Source organism: Metabacillus crassostreae (assembly GCF_016908395.1).
In the GTDB taxonomy this organism is placed as follows: domain Bacteria; phylum Bacillota; class Bacilli; order Bacillales; family Bacillaceae; genus Metabacillus; species Metabacillus crassostreae.
This window is the reverse complement of the sequence record NZ_JAFBDU010000010.1, coordinates 51,534-68,007: the sequence shown is the minus strand read 5'-3', so window position 1 is coordinate 68,007 and position 16,474 is coordinate 51,534. Positions and strand designations below refer to the sequence as shown.

13 protein-coding genes are annotated in these 16,474 nt (G+C 35.1%); all 13 read left to right on the top strand.

All coding sequences use genetic code 11. The features are described from left to right. Positions 1–84: 84 nt before the first annotated feature. A complete protein-coding gene (locus JOC75_RS20825) occupies positions 85–945 on the top strand; it encodes a YitT family protein (protein ID WP_204955954.1) in 861 nt (286 codons plus the stop codon). Between the two features lie 78 nt (positions 946–1,023). After that, positions 1,024–1,356: a cytochrome c551 gene (cccB, locus tag JOC75_RS20820; RefSeq protein ID WP_204955895.1), complete on the top strand. Its 333-nt coding sequence runs from the start codon at positions 1,024–1,026 to the stop codon at positions 1,354–1,356. A 366-nt stretch (positions 1,357–1,722) separates the two neighbouring features. After that, complete coding sequence (gene ftsE / locus JOC75_RS20815; protein WP_146947663.1) at positions 1,723–2,409, top strand: cell division ATP-binding protein FtsE; 687 nt, start codon at positions 1,723–1,725, stop codon at positions 2,407–2,409. Continuing rightward, the gene (ftsX, locus tag JOC75_RS20810; RefSeq protein WP_204955953.1) at positions 2,402–3,292 is read left to right on the top strand and encodes a permease-like cell division protein FtsX; all 891 of its coding nucleotides are present in this window, start codon (positions 2,402–2,404) and stop codon (positions 3,290–3,292) included. The genes ftsE and ftsX overlap by 8 nt, the downstream gene beginning before the upstream one ends. Positions 3,293–3,367: 75 nt before the next feature. After that, positions 3,368–4,702 carry a murein hydrolase activator EnvC family protein gene (locus JOC75_RS20805; RefSeq protein ID WP_204955894.1) on the top strand — a complete coding sequence of 445 codons (1,335 nt, stop codon included), beginning with the start codon at positions 3,368–3,370 and terminating at the stop codon, positions 4,700–4,702. Between the two features lie 401 nt (positions 4,703–5,103). Next, positions 5,104–6,561, top strand: a complete 1,458-nt coding sequence (locus tag JOC75_RS20800; protein ID WP_204955893.1) for a S41 family peptidase — start codon at positions 5,104–5,106, stop codon at positions 6,559–6,561. Between the two features lie 523 nt (positions 6,562–7,084). Then, positions 7,085–7,435 (top strand): swarming motility protein SwrAA, encoded by a 351-nt coding sequence (locus tag JOC75_RS20795; protein WP_204955892.1) that lies wholly within the window; start codon positions 7,085–7,087, stop codon positions 7,433–7,435. A gap of 117 nt (positions 7,436–7,552) precedes the next feature. After that, positions 7,553–8,740: a PDZ domain-containing protein gene (locus JOC75_RS20790; RefSeq protein WP_204955891.1), complete on the top strand. Its 1,188-nt coding sequence runs from the start codon at positions 7,553–7,555 to the stop codon at positions 8,738–8,740. Positions 8,741–9,390: 650 nt separating this feature from the next. Continuing rightward, complete coding sequence (locus JOC75_RS20785; RefSeq protein WP_338036618.1) at positions 9,391–11,127, top strand: sensor histidine kinase; 1,737 nt, start codon at positions 9,391–9,393, stop codon at positions 11,125–11,127. Further along, a complete protein-coding gene (locus tag JOC75_RS20780; protein WP_204955889.1) occupies positions 11,124–12,512 on the top strand; it encodes a response regulator transcription factor in 1,389 nt (462 codons plus the stop codon). Before JOC75_RS20785 ends, JOC75_RS20780 begins: the two co-directional genes overlap by 4 nt. 267 nt (positions 12,513–12,779) lie before the next feature. Next, entirely contained in the window at positions 12,780–14,456 is a 1,677-nt protein-coding gene (locus JOC75_RS20775) for an extracellular solute-binding protein (RefSeq protein WP_204955888.1), read from the top strand. 160 nt (positions 14,457–14,616) lie between these two features. Then, positions 14,617–15,471 carry an ABC transporter permease gene (locus tag JOC75_RS20770; RefSeq protein WP_239589608.1) on the top strand — a complete coding sequence of 285 codons (855 nt, stop codon included), beginning with the start codon at positions 14,617–14,619 and terminating at the stop codon, positions 15,469–15,471. A 16-nt stretch (positions 15,472–15,487) separates the two neighbouring features. Continuing rightward, positions 15,488–16,372: a carbohydrate ABC transporter permease gene (locus tag JOC75_RS20765; RefSeq protein ID WP_204955886.1), complete on the top strand. Its 885-nt coding sequence runs from the start codon at positions 15,488–15,490 to the stop codon at positions 16,370–16,372. Positions 16,373–16,474: the final 102 nt, after the last annotated feature.

The window sequence follows — 16,474 nt, the reverse complement described above, 5'->3', positions numbered from 1 at the left end:
GTTATTCACAGATAAAATGGCGAGTGCTATACTCATCTAGGGTTTTAGATTTTTGAAAGAGGAGGGCGAGCTTACGATATGAATATGAAGAAACGAAATTATACTTATCATCCTAAATTCAACACGCTACTTGAATACATATACATTTTGTTAGGATCAGCGACTGTTGCGATTGGTTTTAATTTATTTTTACTGCCTAACCGGGTTGCATCTGGGGGAGTAAGTGGAATTAGTACGATATTTGATGCTACTTTAGGTTTAGAGCCGGCTTATGTACAGTGGGCGTTTAATATTCCTTTATTTATTGCAGGTGTGATTTTATTAGGAAAACAATTTGGATTTAAAACATTGATTGGCACCATTTTTCTACCGTTTGTTGTTTTTTTAACAAGGGATTGGGAGCCGGCAACAATGGATCCGTTATTAGGTTCTCTTTTTGGTGGGATTTGCATTGGTCTTGGTCTTGGGATTGTTTTTAGAGGAAAGGCGTCAACTGGTGGTACAGATTTAGCTGCACAAATTATTCATAAATATACGGGCTTGTCATTAGGTACTTGTGTTGCGTTAATTGATGGGTTAATCGTCTTAAGTGCAGCATTTGTGTTCGATATTGAACGTGGACTTTATGCTTTAGTTGGACTTTATGTAACAAGTAAAACAATTGATATCGTTCAAATTGGCTGGGGACGTTCAAAGATGACGATGATTATTACAACAAAGCAAGAAGAAGTTCAGCATGCCATTTTAAATGAAATTGATCGTGGTGTGACAAGGCTTTCTGCACATGGTGGCTTTACGAATAATGAAAGACCTGTATTAATGTGTGTTGTTGATCAAACAGAATTCACTAAGCTGAAGCAGCTTGTAAGAAGTATTGATCCAAATGCTTTTGTTACTGTTACAGATGCTTCTGAGGTGTTAGGGGAAGGTTTCAAAAGGGTTTAGAATGGTTATAATATCAATGGTATTGTATAGTAATTGATGAATGTTCTACATAATGAGGTTTGTTAGGAGGTATGTAAAATGAAACATAAGTTACTAGCATTGTTACTTGGTACTTCTGTGATTTTAGGAGCATGTGGTGGTGCAGAAGAACCAGCTGATGAAGCGGATTCTACTGAAGGAACAACAACAGCTAGCGGAGATGCAGAGGAAATTTATCAACAAAACTGTATTGGCTGCCATGGTCGTAATCTTGAAGGAGCTTCAGGACCAAACTTAACAGAAGTTGGTGGAAAGTATGATCAAGCTGCGATTGAAAGTATTATCCTTAATGGACAAGGAAATATGCCTAAAGGGTTGCTAAATGAAGCAGATGCTGAAGTTGTTGCATCATGGTTAGCTGAAAAGAAATAGTTTTCGAAAAGAAGATGGCTTATAAAGTCATCTTTTTTATTAGCATAAAGCAACAATATTTTATTTTTTCTTGAAAATATAGTCAAATAGTTCTAAAATAAAACATAAATAATAGCGCTTTTATACCAGTCTCCAAAATATAACATTCCCCCATCGTTCTCCTTAAAATGCCCTCTACAGCAGGTGTTCGACACAAATTACATGCGTTGAAATGAAAATGTAACATTATTTAGTCTATATTTGTTGCATTTTGATGTTATAATAAATTTTGTAGTTTAATAGACAAGGAATTACTATGTCTATTCAGTCGACAATTATCGACAACAATCGACTGTTATCCAAAAAAACAACTTTAGGTGGTTCTATATGATAGAAATGTCAGAAGTATATAAAACATATCCAAATGGTGTTTTGGCCATAAATGGTATAGATATAATGATAAACCAAGGCGAGTTCGTTTATGTCGTTGGACCTAGTGGAGCAGGAAAATCAACGTTTATTAAGATGATGTATCGTGAAGAAAAACCTTCTAGCGGTAAAATTGTCATAAATGGTGTTGATCTTTCAAAGCTAAAGGAAGCAAAAGTACCAATGCTAAGACGTAATATTGGAGTCGTTTTCCAAGACTTTAAGCTATTACCGAAATTAACAGTATTTGAAAATGTCGCATTTGCATTAGAAGTAATTGGTGAAACACCAAAAACAATAAAAAAGAGAGTACTAGATGTACTTGATTTAGTTCAGTTAAAGCATAAAGCTAGATTTTTCCCTAACGAACTTTCTGGGGGAGAGCAGCAGCGTGTGTCAATTGCACGTTCCATTGTCAATAACCCATCCGTTATGATTGCCGATGAGCCAACAGGTAACCTTGATCCTGATACTTCATGGGAAATCATGCATTTGTTCGAGGAAATCAATAATCGTGGCACAACAATTGTCATGGCAACTCACAACAAAGAAATTGTAAATACATTAAAAAAGCGTGTCATCGCAGTTGAGGATGGAAAAATAGTCCGTGATGAAGCAAGAGGGGAGTATGGTTTATATGATTAATGCTCTTGGTCGTCACTTCAGAGAAAGTTTAAAAAGCTTAGCAAGAAATGCATGGATGACCTTTGCGTCAGTAAGTGCAGTGACTGTGACGTTAATTTTAGTAGGAACATTCCTAGTTATCATGATGAACCTTAATCATGTTGCATCTAATCTTGAAAATGATGTTGAGATTCGAGTACTAGTTGACGTAACAGCAAATGAAGAAGCGCAAGCAAAGCTAAAAAGTGACATAGAAAAGATCAGTCAGGTAGAATCAGTTGTTTTCTCTCCAAAAGAAAAAGAACTAGATAATTTAGTTGAAAGTATGGGAGAAGAAGGACGATCGTTTGAGTTGTTTGAACAAAATAACCCGTTAAATGACGTGTTTATTGTTAAAGCAAAGAACCCGCAGGATACAAGTGCTGTAGCTGAAAAACTGACGAATATAGAAAATGCTTCTAAAGTAAGATATGGACAAGATCAGGTTGAAAAGCTGTTTAAAGCCATTTCTGTTGCAAGAAATATTGGTTTAGGGTTAATTATTGGACTTGTTTTTACAGCCATGTTCCTAATCTCTAACACAATTAAAATAACAATCATGGCACGTCAACGTGAAATTGAGATTATGAGACTTGTTGGTGCAACGAACGGATTTATTCGCTGGCCGTTCTTCTTGGAAGGTTTATTCCTAGGAGTCTTTGGAGCGATAATTCCAATTGTGCTAATCGTGATTGGTTACAAATCTCTATACACATGGGCTCTACCAAAGCTTCAAGGCTCATTTATCGAATTTTTACCATTCAATCCTTTTGTATTCCAGGTTTCAGCCATCCTTATCTGTATCGGTGCACTTATCGGTATATGGGGAAGCTTAATGTCTGTTCGAAAATTTTTAAGAGCATAAACTAGCAATCATCTTGATTGCTAGTTTACTAGCTTTAATATAGTAAAGCTACATAACATTTGGGGAGGAAACATGATGAAAAGAAAGCTAATGACATACAGTTTGGCTGCCGTTGTTGGGACAAGCGGGTTATTGCTTCCAGCTAGTAATACAACCTTCGCTCAAACGTTACAGGAAAAAAAGCAAGAAATTGAAAAAAAACAATCAGACGTATCTTCTAGTCTTGAAAATAAAGATAGCGAAATTTCTAAGCTAGAGCAAGAAGAGCAAAAGCTTAACAGTGAAATAAAAAAGATCGATCTTCAATATGCTGAAATCAACGGAAAAATTAGAGAAAAAGAAGCTGGTATTGAAGAAGCTAAAAAAGAAATTGAAGAGCTTAAAATCCAAATAGATGAAGTAAAAGCACGCATAGCTGAGCGCAATAAATTGTTAGAAGATCGTGCTCGTTCTCTACAAGAAAGTGGAGGCGTTGTTAGCTATTTAGATGTGCTACTAGGTGCTCAAAGCTTTGGCGACTTCGTAGGTCGTGTTAATGCAGTAACAACAATTGTTGAAGCTGATAAAGAAATTATTAAAGCACATGAAGCTGACAAACTTTTGCTAGAGCAAACAGAGGCAGATCTAAATAATAAACTAAAAGAATTAAAAGCAGCACTAACAGAATTAGAAGATTTAAAAGCTCAATTAGAAGTTCAAAAGAATAAAAAAGAAGAATTAATGGCTACAGTAGAAAAGCAGCATGATGAAGCTTTACATGAAAAACATGTATTAGAAGACGAAGCGGCATTTTTAGCTGAACAAAAGAAAGCTATCGCACTTGAAGAGCAAAGACAGCGTGAAGCAGCAGCTAGAGCAGCGGAAGAAGCAAAGCGTCAAGCTGAAGAAAGAAAAAGAGCTGAAGCAGCAGCGGCTTCAAGTAAGAGTTCTAATTCAAATGCTAGCTCTGGATCAAGCTCAAGTAGTAATTCGAGCTCAGGCGGCAGCTCAGCATCTACACAAAAACCAGCTATAACTAGTGGAACTTTCATGTGGCCTGCATCTGGTTCATTTACGTCAGGATATGGACCTCGTTGGGGCAAGCTACATGCTGGAATAGATATTGCAAATCGTTCAGATGTTCCAATTGTTGCATCTGCAAGTGGTACGGTTATTCGTGCACATTATTCAAGCAGCTATGGTAATGTTGCTTATATATCTCACAATATCGGCGGTCAGGTTTACACAACTTTATATGCACATATGGAAACTTTATATGTAAGTGCAGGACAATCAGTTTCAAAGGGTCAGCAAATCGGTATCATGGGCAACACAGGTCATTCAACTGGTCAGCATCTGCACTTTGAAATTCACAAAGGACCATGGAATGGACAAGCAAATGCAGTGAATCCTTTAAACTATTTACCATAATAAATCAATACCCGTATTTTCACCTCTAAAACATATTGTTTTAGAGGTTTTTTGTTATGTTTTTACTGAAATATTGGCTCATTTGGGTCCGAGGATATGTTGGAGACCATTTTGTACTATCTCACTTGGCTGGATATCAGCAATCTTAGAATTTATCAGCGATTTTCTGAAAATATCAGCGATTTTCTGGATTTATCAGCGATTATTGAAAATTATCAGCGATTAGATAAATCTCGACAAAATCCGCACCATTTCCTCTCTTCGCATACACAATTTCAAATCCAAGAAAACTATTCCCAAATTGCTTTACATGATTTGTCCAAGCATGACATATACTAAAAAAAGTCTAATTAATGCTCAAATTACATAAACGTGGCAGCGTAAGAAATAGGAGGTAAAAGATGAATCGAAAACTAACAGCATTGTTTATGACATTGTCTTTGGCATTGGGTGCAGGTGGTATGTATGTTGGTCAAGATATCCTTCAAACGAACTCACCTAAGAAATCTGAAGCGATTCCGACATTTGGTAATGTGTTTAATGCGGAAGAACAGGCATCAGAAATTGAAGGGTTTGATAAGTTTAGACAAGCTCTTGAGTTAATATCAACAAAATACGTGGAAGAGGTAGATGAAGAGGAGCTTTTAGAGGGTGCCATTCAAGGAATGCTTTCCACATTAGAAGATCCATATTCTGTTTATATGGATAAAGAAACAGCGAAGCAGTTTTCACAATCACTTGATTCATCCTTTGAAGGAATTGGAGCAGAAGTAGGGATGGAGGGTGGAAGAGTTACAATTGTTTCTCCTTTCAAAGGCTCTCCAGCTGAAAAAGCGGGACTTCAACCAAATGATCAAATTGTGAGCATTGACGGAGAAAATGTTGAGGGCTTAGATCTACATGAAACTGTCCTGAAAATTCGTGGTAAAAAAGGATCAAAGGTTGCTATAGAGGTAGTTCGACCAAATTCAATGGAAAAATTAACATTTGATGTTGTACGCGATGAAATTCCTCTTGAAACTGTTTTTGGCAGTACAAAGGAGCATGAAGGTAAAAAGGTCGGATATATTGAAATTAGCTCTTTCTCTGAAAATACAGCAAAAGATTTTCAACAAACATTAACAAAATTAGAAAAAGAAAACATTGAAGGCTTAGTGCTAGATGTTCGTGGCAATCCAGGTGGCTATTTACAAAGTGTTGAGGAAATTTTAAAACAGTTTGTAACAAAGGATCAGCCATATATTCAAATTGAAGAACGTGACGGAAATAAAAAACGTTATTTCTCAGATCTTAAAAAGAAGAAGGATTACCCAGTAACCGTGTTAATTGACAAAGGTAGTGCCTCAGCTTCTGAAATCCTTGCTGGCGCTTTAAAAGAAGCATCAGGATATGATGTTGTTGGTGTCACATCCTTCGGAAAAGGAACAGTTCAGCAAGCAGTTCCTATGGGAGATGGTAGCAATATTAAGCTCACACTTTACAAATGGTTAACACCTGAAGGAAACTGGATTCATAAAAAAGGTGTAGAACCAACGATTAAAGTTGAACAACCTGCTTTATACCAAGCAAGTCCTTTACAGATCGAGAAATCGTTAGTACGAGACATGAATAGCGATCAAGTAAAAACAGCTCAAATCGCTCTAAAAGGACTCGGCTTCGCACCATCTCGAACAGATGGATACTTTAACGAAGCAACAGAAACAGCTGTAAAAGCATTTCAACAAACAAACGAACTGCCAATCAACGGAAAAATCGACCAACAAACAGCAGACGTCCTAAATAAGAAAATGCAAGAACTAAGAGGCAAAGAAGAAAATGACGTACAACTAAAAATGGCGATTAAGACGTTGTTTAACTAATCAAAGAATAAATAAGAATCACATTTAATGAGACAGACCAATCACAAGCAGTGATTGGTCTGTTTTATTACTATTCAATATATGTTTATATTGAGATTTGTATCCGCTGAGTACTTAGAGTGAATTTACAACAGATTAAAGAGAGCTAACCAGATGTACATTTGATTCTTAAGCTCTTCTAATAAATTTTTAAAACAAAACTATATAAAGTTGATTGGAGCGAAAGGTGCGAGACTCCTGCGGGTGCAGCGGGACAGGTGAGATCCCACAGGCGCTGTGCGCCGAGGAAGCTCACCGCCCGCCCCGCGGAAAGCGAGCAACCTGTAGCGCAAATCAACTAGCACCAGTACATTTTTCATAGCAGAATGGTCTGAAGCTTTTTAATATAATGTTATTCATATTGTCACTTTTAAATACAACAATTGATTTTCTGTATCGTCTTAGCAATTCTTTTTTTCTTCAAGGACGTAAAATTCCCATTCTCAACGAACCTCTATAATAAACAAACCAGGGGGAACTAATCTTGAGAAAATCGAGCTATCAAAGGGAACTTATATATCAAAACCTACTAGACGAACTAACTGAAAAAGTAATCGTATCACCTCACTCCCATGCAAGCTCTAGTAAATACATTCACCTATTTTGTATGTACTTAGCAAACTACTCCGAGAAGAAATCCATTCAAGAAGTGGACGAGCAAATCGTTAAAGAATACTTTACCTATTTAACAAAAAGCCATAAACGATTAACACTTACTTTATCAGATATAAAAAAATCATTACAGATGATATCAGAAACCTTAAATATTGAACTTGGTCAAACCTTGAATGATTTTTCCCTTTCCAACAGTAGTCTTTGGAACAAGTTAAAATAAGCATACTCAATTGTTAAGAGAGATGGTAAAATATGAGTAACTGATTTCAAAAAAATGAAAGTTTTTTGGACAGGTTCAAACTAGATACGGCTAAAAACAGTGAGGTGGGATTCTGTTTTGATAGAAAATTGGTTACTAGAGTTGCTGTGGGCTGTTGGTCGCTTCTTCATCCATCCACTCTTTTATTTATTTTTTCTTTTAACACTTGCTTATGGTTATTTTCGCGTCAAGCGTGAAAGAAGGTCATTTCATACTAGAGTTCGTGATCTTTATGATGAAATGAAATTCACTTATACAAAGGGAATACTTGCGGGATTGATATTATCGATTATCTTATTTGCAGTAGGCTTAAGTCTTCCTTTCGGTGCAATTGTACTATGTGCCATAGTAACAGCAGTCATTGGCTTTACGTTTCAATTACGTTGGCTTTCTGCTGCCTTTACAATCGGGTTAACATTCTTCGCTATTTCGATTCTTCCAATGGAAAGTGCTGAGAAATTTGACTCATTTTTAATTGGCTTATCAGAAACTAACTTTACATCACTTAGTATTTTGGCTGGGTTACTGATTTTAACAGAAGGTGTGCTCATCTTCCGTACAGCACATCAACACACATCACCATATATAAAAACAAGCACAAGAGGCTTACCAATTGGTACTCATGAAGCCAATCGTACGTGGATGCTTCCATTGCTATTTTTGGTTCCAGGGGGAGACTTAACATCTACCTTGTCATGGTGGCCTGTTTTATCAATTGGTGGACAACCATTTCTTCTCTTGCTTATTCCTTTTTTCCTAGGCTTTCATCAACGAGTGCAGGGTTCAATGCCATTAGAAAGCATTAAAGTAACTGGAAAGCGTGTAGTCTGGTTAGGTGTTATGACCTTATTAATTGCTGTTAGCAGTATATGGTTCACTCCTGCTGCGTTTATCGGAATGTTTATTGCGATGATTGGTCGTGAATTTATTACGATTCGTCAGCGTATAAATGATGATTCAGCTGCCTTTTACTTTTCAAAAAGAGATCATGGCTTAATGATTTTAGGCATTCTTCCACAATCACCAGCAGAAAAGATGGGCTTACAGGTTGGGGAAATGGTGATGAAGGTAAATGGATATTCGGTAAAGTCTGTTGAAGAACTTTATCAGGCTTTACAAAAGAATTCTGCGTTTTGTAAGCTAGAGATCATTGACTTTAATGGAGAAATTCGTTTTGCACAAAGAGCTTTGTATGATGGTGAACATCATGAATTAGGCATTCTTTTTGTAGAAGATGATAAGAAATGGGAAACAGAAGCGGTTTGATATCAATTTACTTCTAGGAAAATAGTTAGGTAGATTTTAAACAACGCAACTCATTTTTTAAAAATCAGGCCTGTTCTTCTCCGTCTCGATTTTTCTGAAAGGGAGTTGTGAGTTCGTTCTTTCGGATGATATGAAAAAAAGGCTTCAATTTCTTGGTATAAAAAGAATTGAAGCTTTTTTGTATTGGACTAATAAGACTTATCGATTAAATAGACTGGATTTCACATTGCTATAGTTATTGATATTCGCTTGAATTTAGTATAAGATTCAGAATATATTTACTGGATAAAACTTGTAGATAGATAAACAAGTAGAGATGTTGCTAAAAAATAGTACATTTTTTTAAAACACTTTATTATGGATAGGGTAAGATGGTAGAGGAAAAAAAACTTAACATTAGATAAGCTTCACGAATGAGTTTACCAAAATAGCAATCTAGTTAATATAAAATAACATAACATGTAAGGAAAAAATTTATTCTATTACTACTTATAACATCAACACTTTTTTAGTGAATAATGAAAGCGTTAACAAATGATCGAAAGATGTAAATTAGATTGCTTATGTGTGTTTATTGAAAAAACTGAATGTTAGAGTCATTTTGTACATGTATATATGCGACTTTACTTAAAAAAGGGGGTGAGAATATTGTGATTAAGAAATTTATCGTAAATCCTTTTAGCCAAGTCACTTTTAAAAATAGAATTATTTTTATATTCCTTATTAGTACGTTTATTCCTTTTATTTGTCTTGGTGTGATATCTTTTTACACAATTGATTCAATTATAGACAATAAAGTCGAAAGTTCAATTCAAAGTAATTTGAAGCAGGATTTAGTCACATTAGAAAACTCTTTAAATAACATAAATCACGTCTCACAGCAGCTAGCTTTTGGAGGGAGGGTGACTTTGCTATTAGAAGAACTTCAAAACGAGAGCGAACCATCCCAAAAGATAGAGTTAATAAGTGAAATCAAAAGCGAAATAAATTTGATTTCATTTTCTAATCCAAATGTTGGGTTAATTATGTACTATTATCCAGATACAGGTTTACATGATTTTGAAAATTATAAGCTTCGCAATGACTTTCTGCCGAAGCAGCTTCCTATGATGGCTAACTATTCAGGAATTACTTATTATGGTCCACATGAAAGCTACAGTGGAAACATTAATCAATTTGTATTCAGCTCAATGCGAAAAGTTAATATATCAAATCACAATATTTATTTATATATTGAGACAGGTCGGAATGCTTTGGAAACCTTATTTGCTCCTCTAAATCGTAAAGATGACTCACGAAGATTGCTTATTTTAAATAATGAAGGAAGAGTTACTTTTAGTGAAAACAAGGATGTTTTTCCTGAAAAAAATATATTTCCTGGATACAGTTCTGGAGCTAAATCAGGATATTATGATACGTACTTTTGGAGTAAAGAAACAAGTAATCAAGGGTGGAGTATCGTTTCTATTATTCCGATTAAAGAAATAAATCAAGAAAGAAACAAATGGCTTCTTCAAGTTTTTGTTATTTTTATTATATTCTTATTAATTTCATTATTATTTGCATGGTTTTTATGGAAGATGGTATACAATCCTTTGACGAAATTCAATAGAGAAGTGAAAACATTAATACAGACTGATACTCATAATACAGAACTAACTAAAATTCCCGAATTTGATAGTTTACTTAATCAAGTAAGAACGATGAAAACGAAGATTTGGGATTTGTATAGAGAAGTTGAACAAAAAGAAAAACGAAGAGCAGATTTAGAGGTAGAGAAATTATTGTATCAAATTAATCCACATTTCCTTATGAATACACTAGATACCGTGCGTTGGCTGGCTGTTTTTAACGGAAACAAAGAAATTGATAAGTTAGTTCTCTCGTTAAATAAGTTGCTTAGTTATAATCTTGGGAAAATGGGTGAAGAAACAACGGTTGAGAAAGAAATAGAGGCTGTAAAGGAATATTTGCAATTACAACAAATTCGCTATGATTTTCAATTTGATGTGGATATTGATGTTGATGAAAATACGATGGGGATTTCTATTCCTCGATTTATTCTTCAACCCTTGGTGGAAAATGCTCTTTATCATGGGGTTAGTGATGATGGTTATATCCACGTAGATATAAAATTGATGGATAAACTTCAGATTACGATTCAAGATAATGGCTCGGGAATGTCAAAAGAAGAAATTGATCTTTTACTTCTTGATCCAAAGAATGAAAGCCAAAAGGTGGGGATGGGAATTGGGATGAGGTATGTAAAGAGAATACTCGAATCAAATTATGGAGAAAAAGCAAATTTGGAAATTAAAAGTGAGGTTGGAAAAGGAACAATCGTTTCTATACTCCTACCTGTGTCTGGAGGTGAAAGTGTTCAATGATACGAGTGTTAATTGTAGACGATGAAAAAATCGTTCGTAAGGGATTAATATCATTCATGCCTTGGGAAGAATTTGGAATGTCTGTCGTGGGAGAAGCTAATAATGGTGAGAAAGCTCTTGAATTTTTGGAAACGAACAAGGTTGATCTAATAGTAACGGACTTAGCTATGCCTGTTATGTCAGGTATTGAATTAATGGAGGAGGTAAGCCGAAAATTTCCACACATTCAAATTGTTGTTCTTACGCTGCACCAAGACTTTGAATATGTACAAAAAGCCCTTCGCATAGGAGCAGTTGACTATATTGCTAAAACTGAGTTAGAAAAAGAGCAATTTGAAGATGTCCTAGGAAGAATAGTTTCATTAATCGAACAGAAAGATTCTTCAAACAAAAATTTAAGTAATGAGAATGAAATTGAAGCAACAGATGATCTAGTTGTGCTATACGCATTAAACCTCCAAAAGGATGAAGCAAAGTTAAATTCAGCTTTATTAAAAAAAGCGCTAGAAGCAGATTCTGGGATATGGTATTGGACAGATATTGTAGAACAAGAAAAAACATTAATAATTGAGTGGCTGTCTGAAATTGATTCAAACTCAGAACATGCTCTAATAATGTTTCAAAATCTGAAAGGAATGGATCGAAAATCGATTCTACAACTTCTACGTGGATATCAAAAGAGTGACTTGTTTTATGATTACAATCCTGCAGAGTCTTTTCAGATTGTTCATAGTGAAGATGTGTTGATGAAGAAGAAAAAAGAAACGAAATATGATTTAAATGAAATGAAGGAGAGATGGCTATCTGGTGAATGGCTTTATGATGAAACTATTTTTGCTCGAATGATTCATGAGGTTAAATCTTTGCGGATGCAACCAATAAGATTAACAAGGTTTTTTTATTCATTAACAGATGAATGGAACCGGCTCTACAGTCAAATTTTGTCTGAACCCATCACAATAGAAGATTTTCTGTCCAGTTGGTTTCATTTTGAGAAATGGTTAAGAGAAACGAGAGAAATCATTAAGGTAATAAATACGAAAACTCCTTATTCAGATGAAATTCATGATAGTATCATGAGAGCTGTGACAATGGCACAAAGAATGATCAATCAGCCTTTGACAGCAGGGGAGATTGCGAGAAAAGTGAATATGAGCAGTAGTTATTTTAGCCAATGTTTTAAAGATATTATTGGTCAAACTTATACAGATTATTTACGGGAAATTCGCATAGAGAGAGCAAAAGAATATTTGCAAAATTCTTCAAAAACGATTCAGTGGATATCGGAGAAGGTTGGATATAACGATGAAAAATACTTTAGCAGACTGTTTCGAGATTATGTAGGAGTATTGCCTAGTGAGTATAGAAGAAGCTTCAAAGAGTAAGTAGGATATAGGTCTCGTTCGAATTAAAGTTCACTTTATTCGAACCTTTTTATTTTTCACAAATCACACAGCCAAGAATGAGGAGTAAATAAGGAAAACTAAAAAAGGGTAGAAAACGTTCGGAAAAAAGATAGACATTTTTCGGACGTTTTTCTAATTGTTAGTAGAATAATCAACTATATTTGAAATCGCTTTCTAACTTATAGAATCAGACATCGTGATATATTGAAAACGTAAACAATAAAGGGAATCAAGAGGGGGATTAGGATGAAAAAGCTGTTCACACTTTTTAGTATGCTTTTAGTTATTGCAAGTTTAAGTGCTTGTATGGGAAATGATGTAAGCAGTAACGAATCAAAAGAAAACAAAAGTAAAACTTCCGAAGAAAATATTGATCCGCTAGGAAGTTTTTCGGAGCCTGTTGAAATTTCAATTGGAAGAGGTATTGATCCGAACTATAAATTTGAAGGTGATGATACACCTGAAGACAATGTATACACACGTTGGTTAGAGGATCAGTATAACATTGTTTCAAAACATGAATGGGAAGCAACAGCAGGAGAGGACTATGAACAAAAAGTAAGTTTGTCAATTGCTAGTAATGATATCCCAGATGCTATGGTAGTTAATGAAACTCAACTTAAACAAATGGTTAAAGCAGGTCAGTTAGCAGATTTAACTGATGTTTATGAGGATTATGGTGCAGAGCGATTAAAGGATATTTATAAGTCAAATCCAGGACTATTAGAGAATGTAACTTACGATGGAAAGCTATATGCATTACCTGAGACTACACTTCCATCAGCACCTTTAACTTGGATACGACAAGATTGGCTTGATGAACTAGGTCTTAAGGCACCTAAGACTTTAGAAGATCTTGAAAAAATTGCACAAGCATTCATTGATAATAAAATGGGTGGAGAAAATACATTAGGAATCGTTGGAACATCACAAGGAGGAGCGCTGAGTTCAACATTTCTGACCTCAAGTGATCATTTCTTAAATTTCTCATCCCTATTCTTTGCGAATAATGCTTACCCGGGAATATGGGTAGAAGATAAAGATGGAAAGGCTGTTTATGGATCTACTACATCAGAAACAAAGAAAACACTTGAAATGATGCGCGATTGGTATGCAAAAGGGATTATAGACAAGGAAATGGCTTTAAGAAAAAGTGCGCAAGAAGTTCTAGTAAGTGGGAAAGCGGGTATCTTCTTTGGTCCTTGGTGGTCACCTTATAATCTGGAAGATTCCATTAAAAATGATCCGAAAGCTAACTGGCGTCCATATGCTGGTCCAGCAGATTCCACAGGGAAAATTAATTCAAACGAAACTACTGGAAGCACTTATGTAGTAGTAAGCAAAGATTATGAACATCCAGAAGCCGTGATTAAGATGCTTAATATTCATGTTAGCGAGAAAGATGCTAGTTATGAGGAAGTAGTAGCGGATAAGCAAATGACTTCACAGGAAATTCCGTTATTCATGGTAATGGGTCATGGAGATCAGTTAGAGTATGCTGTAACTTCAACACAGAAGCATCTCGCTGGAGAACTTAAGCTAGAGGATATTGATAAAGTAAACTATGGCTTTGCGTATGATCTGGCAGAACATGTGAAGAATGTGAAAAAGGAACCGTACGATGACTATAACATTCAATACTGGGATAGAGCCGGAGATGAAGCATTCTTCACTCATTTATACGCTCATCTAAATGGGGGCTCTGCTTTCATCAATGCAGATATCAATTATGTTCGTAGTATAGCCACAGCAAAAACAAAAACGATGGAATTAAAATGGAATAATTTAAAGAAATTAGAAGATGAAACGTTCCTAAAAATTATCATGGGTAATGCACCACTAAGTGATTTTGATAAATTTGTTGAGAAGTGGCACGACCAAGGTGGAGACCAAATCACGAAGGAAGTAAATGAATTAAAGTAAAAAAAGTCAAGACGGGTGGGTATTCACTCGTCTTGATATCTTCTTAAGGAGGATAAGTATGGAAAATAAAACGGAAACGATAAAAATTCATCGTGGTGTTCGTATCAACCTTAGAACAAAGGCTAAGAAAAACAGATCTGATTATAAGCATTACTTTTTGATGCTGCTTCCGGGAATCATATGGTTATTCTTTTTTAATTTATTGCCTATGTATGGAATCTTAATGGCTTTTAAAGATTTTAATCCAGGGATAGGATTATTCAAGTCAGAATGGATTGGATTAGACAATTTTAAGTATATGTTTGAGCTTGATGATAGTAAGCAAATATTTAGAAATACGATTCTCATTGCATTAGCAAAAATGATTGGAAACTTAATTGTGCCATTAGTATTTGCTTTGATGTTAAATGAAGTGAAAAAAAAGTTTTTTACCCGATCTGTTCAGACGATTGTCTATTTACCTCACTTTTTGTCTTGGGTCATTATAGCTGGCATTATGTTGGATATGTTTTCGATCTCTGGTCCGGTCAATCAATTTATTACTACGATAGGAATTGAACCTATTTTGTTCTTTGCTGATGCGGAAATATTTCCAGCTCTTGTTGTTGGTAGTGATATATGGAAGGAATTTGGATTTGCGGCAATTATTTATTTTGCAGCACTAACATCTATCAGTCCAGAATTGTATGAAGCGGCTGCTATTGATGGAGCTTCTCAGTTTAGACGGTTAATAAGTATTACGCTACCGAGTATATTACCTGTTGCTGTTTTATTAGGTACGTTAAGCATGGGGAACATTTTGAATGCAGGTTTCGACCAAATTTTTAATCTTTATAATCCACTTGTTTATTCAACTGGAGATATTATCGACACATGGGTTTACCGGGCTGGGCTTATTGATATGCAATATGGTTTAGCAACAGCAGTGGGACTACTAAAATCTGTTGTAGGATTTATTCTTATTGCGGTCTCATATGGATTAGCATATCGTTTTGCGAATTATCGAATTTTCTAATAAAGGTGTGATGTAAATGGTAGAAGATAAATCAGCACTATCTAAATTTTTCAATGGATTTAATGTTTTTTTGCTTATGTTAATTACGTTTCTTTGTATTTATCCTGTTTGGTATACGTTAGTTATCTCGTTAAGTGATAAAGCAGCTGTCTCTGCAGGGCAAGTATTTTTTTGGCCAAAAGATTTTACTTTAGCAGCTTATTCACTAATTATTGAGGATGCTAAATTTCTTAAATCATTTTTTGTGTCAATCCAACGAGTGGTCTTGGGGACAATCACTACCTTTGTTGTTGTGGTATTAATGGCATATCCACTATCAAAAACATCAAAAGAGTTTGGACCAAGAAATATCATTATGTGGCTTTTAATTTTTGCGATGCTTTTTAATGGTGGTTTAGTTCCATGGTATATGACAATGAAAACTCTGGGAATGACAAACAATATATGGGGACTTGTCCTTGGTGGTGGATTACCTGTATTTAATGTCATTTTGGTCATGAATTTCTTTAGAAACCTGCCAAAGGAATTAGAAGAGTCAGCAGTAATGGATGGGGCAGGTCCATGGAGAATTCTATTTAGTATCTATTTACCATTGTCAAAGCCAGTATTGGCGACAATCTTAGTATTTACGATTGTTATGCATTGGAATGAGTTTTTTCAGGCACTGGTGTTAATGACAAATAATGATTTATATCCATTACAAACATATATACGTTCGGTCACTGTGGAAATTGATCCTTCAAAAATTGATGCAGAATCAGCACAACGAATTGCAAGCTCTTCCAATCAAACCTTGAATGCTGCGAAAATATTCATTTCAATGCTTCCTCTTTTAGTGATTTATCCGTTCTTCCAAAGATATTTCGTTAAAGGAATTACACTTGGATCTGTTAAAGGCTGAGGAAAGAAAAAGAGATTTAAAGTGATGTTCACTCACATTTCGATACAAGAACAAAAAACTCGTTTGATTTAATAGTGTGAATGAAACAATGATTAGGATATA